8 protein-coding genes are annotated in these 7137 nt (G+C 68.7%); all 8 read right to left on the bottom strand.

Features of this window, described 5'->3' with window-relative positions:
- Positions 1-272 precede the first annotated feature (272 nt).
- Complete coding sequence (locus AC08OJ_RS16045; protein ID WP_476596151.1) at positions 273-1235, bottom strand: phosphoribosylaminoimidazolesuccinocarboxamide synthase; 963 nt, start codon at positions 1233-1235, stop codon at positions 273-275.
- A 133-nt stretch (positions 1236-1368) separates the two neighbouring features.
- Positions 1369-2004 carry an HAD family hydrolase gene (locus AC08OJ_RS16040; RefSeq protein WP_476596146.1) on the bottom strand — a complete coding sequence of 212 codons (636 nt, stop codon included), beginning with the start codon at positions 2002-2004 and terminating at the stop codon, positions 1369-1371.
- Between the two features lie 53 nt (positions 2005-2057).
- Entirely contained in the window at positions 2058-2825 is a 768-nt protein-coding gene (locus AC08OJ_RS16035) for a nucleoside/nucleotide kinase family protein (protein WP_476596145.1), read from the bottom strand.
- A 135-nt stretch (positions 2826-2960) separates the two neighbouring features.
- A complete protein-coding gene (locus AC08OJ_RS16030) occupies positions 2961-3968 on the bottom strand; it encodes a DegT/DnrJ/EryC1/StrS family aminotransferase (RefSeq protein ID WP_476594205.1) in 1008 nt (335 codons plus the stop codon).
- Positions 3969-4033: 65 nt separating this feature from the next.
- Entirely contained in the window at positions 4034-5080 is a 1047-nt protein-coding gene (locus AC08OJ_RS16025; protein WP_476596144.1) for a radical SAM protein, read from the bottom strand.
- Positions 5070-5777, bottom strand: coding sequence for a nucleoside/nucleotide kinase family protein (locus AC08OJ_RS16020; RefSeq protein WP_476596143.1), 708 nt, complete (start codon positions 5775-5777; stop codon positions 5070-5072). Before AC08OJ_RS16020 ends, AC08OJ_RS16025 begins: the two co-directional genes overlap by 11 nt.
- Complete coding sequence (locus AC08OJ_RS16015) at positions 5774-6607, bottom strand: class I SAM-dependent methyltransferase (protein ID WP_476594208.1); 834 nt, start codon at positions 6605-6607, stop codon at positions 5774-5776. The genes AC08OJ_RS16020 and AC08OJ_RS16015 overlap by 4 nt, the downstream gene beginning before the upstream one ends.
- A 386-nt stretch (positions 6608-6993) precedes the next feature.
- A complete protein-coding gene (locus AC08OJ_RS16010; protein ID WP_476594209.1) occupies positions 6994-7125 on the bottom strand; it encodes a phosphoribosyltransferase family protein in 132 nt (43 codons plus the stop codon).
- Between the last annotated feature and the right edge of the window lie 12 nt (positions 7126-7137).

Raw genomic sequence — 7137 nt, 5'->3', positions numbered from 1 at the left:
TCAGAGAAGCGTACCTACCGGCTTCTCTCATCCGGCCGTTCTCGTAGCGGAGTGCGAGAGCAGCGACTTCGGTGGGATGGGCCGGGTAGCCCGCAGGGGTCGTCGCTTCAAAGTCGATAACCACGAAGGTGGTTCCCCGAAAGGCGGGATCTTGTGTCAACCCGCCCATACTTCCACCATTCTCTTCCTCGTAGGGTCCGGTCGTGGCGGTCGCTCGCCCGCGCCTGGTATCAAGACGAGCATGCCGGAGCGCCCGCTGCCATGATGCGTCGTCACTGAATAAGGCTGGAAGCGGCCTGCGTGGCGGCCTTCAGGCTCGGCGCGTTCCAGCGCCGCTCGCCTGTCCAGGTCTCGCTCAGGGCCCGGTACAGGTCTGACATGACCGGCACGAATCCCGGCGGCAGTGGTGCCGGCTGTGGCCATTGGCTTCTAGGCACACTGTCGTTGATCAGAGCGTCGACCGGCACCTCTAGCCTGTTCGCTACGTACCGGTCCCGGAGGATCTGCTTGCCGCAGTGCACTCCGCCGAACATCAGGCGGCTTTCGTCGGGTGTGCCGGGGCTGTCGGCGACCACGAGGCGCGCATCGCTCGACACCAGGAACTCGACCTTGCCGTCACAGCGCCTCAGCCCGACCTCGTTGCTGTGCCCGGTGAGCAGTTGGTCGACCGCGATGGCCGTGTCGCGCATCGTCTGGAACTGCTCGTCGCTCAGATGCGCGAGGCGCTGGGCCTCGGGCGCGCTGACGTATCGGTTGACGTCCTCCAGCATGGTCGCGTACTCGACGAGTGGATGCTCAAGCCGCTGGTCGTACACGGGAAGGTTGGTGAGCCCGAGCTCCGCCAGTGTCAGCGTGCCTGCTGCAAGCCGGCGGTGAACCGAGCTTCCTTGCGGGAGCTCAGTGCGGATGATGACCTGCACGGGGACGAGGTAGGGTCCGGCGTTCAGCGTGAGCGGCCCGGTGTCGGGGCCTGGCATACGGGCTAGGTCGAACTCGATCCGGTTGGGGGCGATGAACCGCCGGAAATGGGTTGGCACGCCTGCCGCTTCCAGCATCGTGAAGGTGAAGGCGGCCATGTGGGCGATCGCCTCACCTTTTCCGGGTATCGGGTCCGGCATCCTGCCGTAATGGAACACCGTGTAGTGGTCGGTGTCCTCGAAGACGCCGACACCCTCGCTCGTAGGCGTGGGCGGGTCGATGATCTCCAGGTTCTTGGTCGAGTGGAGAACGGGCATCATGCTCCCCTGGTGCGACGGCCTCGCGCCGTCATCCGGCGGAATTTTCTGATCGCGGTGTCCGATTCGGCGTCGTTCGGTCAGGCTGTCGTGTCGCGGGCAGCGCCCGGCCGGAGTGCGCCACCCGGCGGCCTCACAGCCCCGGCGCGGCAAGCGAGGCGCTCGGCTCCCTGAGCGCCTTCGTTGGCGGGGCCAGGTGGCCGTCGACCACCGTGATCACGTGCATGCCGGCCGTGCGGGCAGAGGTGACGCCGTCGCGGGCGTCGTCGACGGCAAGGCAGCGCTCCGGCGGGACCTCAAGGCATCGGGCAGCCACCAGGTACACGTCAGGGGCCGGCTTGCCCTTCGTGGCGTCCTCTCGCGCGACGACCGCCGCGAACTCCCGCGTCAGGCCCAGAGCATGAATGCCCGGATGGACGAGCAGGCGACTGGCAGCCGAGGCCACGGCGCAGGGCAGCCCCGCACGGCGGGCGCCGCGCAGCAGCGCGACAGTGCACGCGATAGGGGTGATGCTGTGCACGGTGGCCAGCAGATGGGCGCGGCTCTGGGCGATGATCTCTTCGTGCGGCAGTGGTCGACCACCCGGCAGCGCGTCCAGCAGGTCATGGATGGACAGGCCGACGTGCCCGCGATACCAGTCGTGGTCCAAGCCGACGCCGTGTGGCTCCAGCGCCGCTCGCAGCGCCTGCTCGTGGCTGGGTGTGGTGTCGGCGAGGGTGCCGTCGAAATCGAAGACCAGGGCCTCGATACCGGCGGGAATCGCGGGCACGCAGTTGCCGGCTGGAGCCGGGTTTGGGCAGATAGAGGGAGGGGCTGCCTCGTTCATGCGAGCGCCGGGTCCGCGCGGTGGCCGCAGCACCTGCACCGGGCATCCGCGCCTTGCCACGGCTCGCGCAAGCAGCCCAGGCCGGTTCCAACGCCGATCCACGCCCGGATCAGCTCGGCCGCCTCGTGCTCGCCGACGCTGCGCCGGTCTACGACCCGGTAGCGGGCCGGATCGGTGGCTGCGAGCCGTTCGTAGAGCTCGCATGCCTCACGCATGAACGTGGCCTGCTCGCTGGTCAGGACGCGCTGGTCGCGCCGCTGCGCACGTTCGATGGCTTCGGAGGTGTTGTCGGTGACCAGAATCGTGAGGTCGGGCAGCAGCCTATAGGAGGACGCGAGTTCCAGCAGGGCGATCGCTGTGTCCAGGGCGGCGTCGCCGTCGTCGGGGTGCAGCAGCAGCGCCTGGCATACCGCCGTGGTGTCGACGCCGCGGCCCTCGATGACGGGACGCCCGCGCGACAGCTCGCCGACGACGGCGTCTAGGTCATGCCGCTTGATCGCCAGCAGGATCAGGGCCTCGGCCATGGGAGTGCCTCCGCGCAGGAATGGGTCCCCTGCGCTGGCTTCGCGCAGCGCGCCAAGCAGGGCTTCGCCCAGTCCCGGGCGACCGTCCGTGCGCTGGGAGAACCCCTCCAGTATCAGCGGCTTGTCATCGAGGGTTTGCACGGCGCGACTGGTCAGATACGTCTTGCCGACTCCAGTGACGCCATCGACAGAGATGAGCGGGCCGCGGGTGCAGGAATTGCCTACCGAGGTGATCGTCATTCGGGCAGTTCCGTTCAGGGACGAGGACGGGGCGCCGCGGAACGAGTCGCCCCGGTGGGGTTGTGATGCTGGTTCGCGCTGGTCGGTCACGGGGCCCATGCGGCGGCCTCCTGGGTGATGACGGCGGCGTACCTGTCAAGTGTGGTCTGAGTGTCGCGTTCGGTGAGGATGACGGCGAGCGTGTGGTCGAGGATGTCGGCGGCACCACGGCACGGACGGCCGCGGCCTGTGAACATGGGCCGGGTGTCGCAGGGGACGAGTCGGAAGCTGCCGGTGGAGTTCGGCACTCCCTGCTGGGCGAGGTGCTGCGCGAACCTGCGGGGGCTGGACAGGTCGATGTGAACTGGACAGGTCGATGTGAAGCAGCGGGGCGAAGCCATTCCACTGTTCGTCGGTGGCTGGTGGCAGGGTCACCAGGCCGGATGCTTGCTTCAGGGCGTCCAGCAGGCGGCGGGTCTGTGCGCGGCGCAGTTCGACCAGCGCCGGGAACCGGCGGAGGTTCGCCAGGGCGATCGCGGCAAGGGGGGCCGCGAGGCGGGAGTTGGTGGCCAGGCGGCTTAGCGGGGCTTCGCCGGCAGGGGCCTGCTGCCAGTGGCTGCGGAACGCGGCCGAGTACTCCACGACCTCGGGTTTGGCGGTGAGCAGGAAGCCGCCCTCGCCACTCCAGAGGATCTTGCCGTCCTTCATGCTGAAGCAGCCGACGCCGACCGTGCCGGCCCGCTGGCCGTCGCGGGCGGTGCCAGCAGCCTGTGCGGCGTCCTCGATGACGGCGAGCCCGCGGTTGGATGCGAACGCCGTCAGGGCCGCTGGGTCTCCCATCCGGCCCCACAGATGCACCGGGATGATCCCCCGGGTCCGCGAGGTGACCTTGCTGGCCGCGTCGTCGTAGTCCAGGTCCAGGGTGGCCGGGTCGCTGTCGATGAACACCGGCACTGCCCCCAGGGCGGCCAGGGGCGCCACGGTCATGACGACGCTCAGCGCCGGGACGAGGACTTCGTCTCCCGGACCGATGCCGCAAGCCGACAGTGCGGCGTGCAGCGCCGCGGTGCCGGAGGAGACCGCGACGGCGTGCGGTACGCCGAACACCTCGGCCAGGTCGTGCTCCAGTTGCACGACTTCCGGCCCGCCGCTCGGGTCGGGCATCTGCGCGAGAACTGCGGCGAGCTGATCCGCGAGTGGCTACGTCCCGCCGGGGAGTGCAGGCAGCGTCATCGCCCCGGCCCCGGGTTCAGCAGCCGCGGCATGTCCAGGACGAGGGGCCACATGTTCACACAGTCACGACTGAACAGCGAGCAGTCCGTGCACGTCGGCCGCGTGGCGAACAGTGTGCGCGCGTCGCCGTCTTCGATGGTGCGCCGCAGCTCGGGCGCATGCACGACCTGGGCGGCGATCCGGCGATCGGATGGGCAGTCCCAGACCGACCCGTCGGGCTGGATGAAGAACAGGCGCGCGCCGCCGAAGCAGTCAGGCACATGCCCGCCCCCGTCGGTGGAGATCGAGGCGATGAAGCGCTGGACATAGGACGGGTCGGGCAGGGCCAGCCCCTTGGGGTCGCTGTAGAGGAGGTCGAGGTACCCGCCGACGTCGGCGACGTCGGCGGGGGTGTGGCACATCTGGTGGAAGAGCTGGTGGTCGGCGGCGAGGGAGATCGGCTGCGGCACGTAGTAGTCGACGCCCAGGCCCGCCGCCAGCCGCGCCACGTCAGTGACCTCCTGCGGACGTGATCGCGTGACCACGGTGTAGATCCCGACCCTGGGCGCGGGCCTTTCGCCGCGCGCCTGGAGCAGAGCACCGATGCCCTCCAGGACGTCGTGGTAGCCGAAACGACCCGAACGGGACGGTCGCATCTGGTCGTTGGGCTCGGAGTCCGCGCTGTCGAGCGACACCGACACGCCGTCGACCCCGAGAGCGACCAGACGCTCGGCCACGTGCGGGCGGGTGAGCGGAACACCGTTCGTCGCGACGACGACCTGGCAGCCCCCGCCCTTGATGAGAGAGATCACCTCCAGCGCGGCGGGCCAGTCCAGCGGCTCCCCACCAGCGATGACCACCCGCTCGACAGGCGAGGCCGCCAGCGTCCGTGCGAAGGCCGTCAGTGCCTTCGCCGGCAGGTCGGTGCGCGACAGGTGCGATAGGACACCTGCCTGCTCCGGCGGGGCGTCCTTGTGCTCCTCGATGGTGCCGAAGTAGCAATGCGGGCAGGCGAACGCGCACGGGGAGCGCAGAGCCCACAACAGGGTCACGTCACGAGGCATGGGCGGCCTGCCGATCCAGCAGCGTGGTCACGGCCTTCTGGACAGCGGCGGCGGTCTCCTCCGGCGACATGTTGGTCGTGTCGAGGAGCGTGAACCGTCGGGGATCGCGGACAGCCGCCTCGCGGTACAGGGTGTCGATCTGTTCGAGCACCTGCACGTCCGCTGGCGTCAGTGAGCACCCGATCCGGTCGGCAAAACGCCGCGCGCACACCCCGGGGTCACCGGTGAGCACGATGGTCGCGTCTGGCAACACCATCCACCGCCGAGCACTCGACAGCACGTGCCGGGCTACTGCGTCCGGCGATGTCTCCGTGTGCTGGGAGCACAGGATCGCCGCCTGGCACACGGCGACAGAGTCCACGCCACGGTCCTCAAGGATCACCTGGACTCCGGCGAGGTCCCGTGTGGCCAGTCGCTCGGCCTTGCGGACCTCCAACGCGAGCAGGGCGAGGGTCTCCACAACCGGGTTACCCGTGCGCAGGAAATGGTCGCCTTCGGCGCTCAACGCGGCGATCACCCGCCCGGTCAGCGTGTCGTCGGAGTCGGTGAGCTCGTCCAGAAGAAGGCACCGCGCACCGAGCACGGCGGCGACCGAGCGGGCCGCGCTGATCTTCCCGACACCGTTGATCCCCTCGATGCTCACCCACAGCGATGTGGCTCCGAGCGCGGGCCCGCCGCTTGTCGTCGACGCGTTCATGCCGGCCTCCGGCAGACGTAGAGCAGTTCCGTGGCCACGTCGGGAACGGCGACGGCGGAGACCGTGTCCAGCAGCGCCTTGGGGACGCGTTCGACGAGATCGCGGTACCAGGCTGCCGCAGCTTCCCCATACCGGTCGGTGAGTGCGGCCACCGTTGCGTCCGGTGCGGGCGGCAGCAGGCCCATCACGTCCTCAATGATCAGACCCGCGCCTCCGATCACCTGCTCGACCTCCTCGCGCGACCACTCGTAGACATGGACACGGTACTGCAACGGGCGAGGCGGGGGCCCGACGGCCGCCGGGGTGGAAAGGAAGAGCACTCCCCCCGGTCCCAGCGCCGCGGCGGTGCTGCGCAGGCTCTCCGCACCGAGCTCGAACGGCAGATGCTCCAGCGCCGAGGTGTAGAGCGCGATACCGAAACCCTGCTCGTGCGAGGGCAGATCAGGCCAGGCCCTGGCCACGTCGCACTCCACCAGCGCAACCGGGAAGGGGTCGCCGTACGCCGAGCGCAGGGCCTCGATCCGCTCCCGGGCCTCATCGAGATTGGCGGCGCTGATGTCCAGCCCGACATACCCCGCGATCGTCGGGGCATAGCGGAACAACAGCGGCAGCGCCAGGCCCCGGCCGCAGCACACATCCAGCACACGCGAGTCCGGCGCGCACCGCTCAGCGACGATCAGGTGTTGGAGAAGGTTCATCAGACCCGACGGCTTGGCCTCACCGCGGCTCAACGCCGCGTAGAAGTCATCCATCTGGTTTGTGCTGTAGGGCCCCACCATCGTGGTTCCCGGCCGGGTTACATACTGCTCCGACAGTTGCACAGCATTCATCGTTCTTCTCCTAGGCAATTGTTCAGGTAAAGCGCCAGGATTCGGTCACGGGCGTTCTGGTGTGGGTTCAGCCCGGCGGAGTGCGGCCGGTTTCGGCCCGCTCATCCGCGGGCTCCGCTATCGCCTGCTTCCGCCTCGGCCGGCGCGTCCGAAGGGCGGACTCGTGGCGAGGCCGGCACGATCAAGTCCTCGATAGTCTGCGTCGGCTCATTCCAAGGGAAGACGACCCAGTCGAGCGTGTCCCACACCCAGGTGTCCGGGGTGAAAGCCGCCGCCTCGCTGCGGCATAGGATTCGGAATAAAATAACTTGTTCACTTCGGGGTCCTCGCGAGCCCGTGACCTGCGAAGACGCATATTGGCTTGCATTAATTACTTCATTACGAATTCATAGCGCCGCGGTGCGCAAAGCAGCCGGGACCAGATGCTCCTGTAGCCATCCAACCGCCGCGCGATAGGTGGAGCCGGTGCCGCAGATGTCGTCGACTAGCAGGACCCGGGCTCCGCGATGCGCCGCCAGGGCTCAATGCCG

It is taken from the genome of Frankia sp. CgKIO3, from assembly GCF_977946435.1.
The sequence above is the reverse complement of the archived record's forward strand: the minus strand, read 5'-3'. Positions and strand labels throughout refer to the sequence as shown.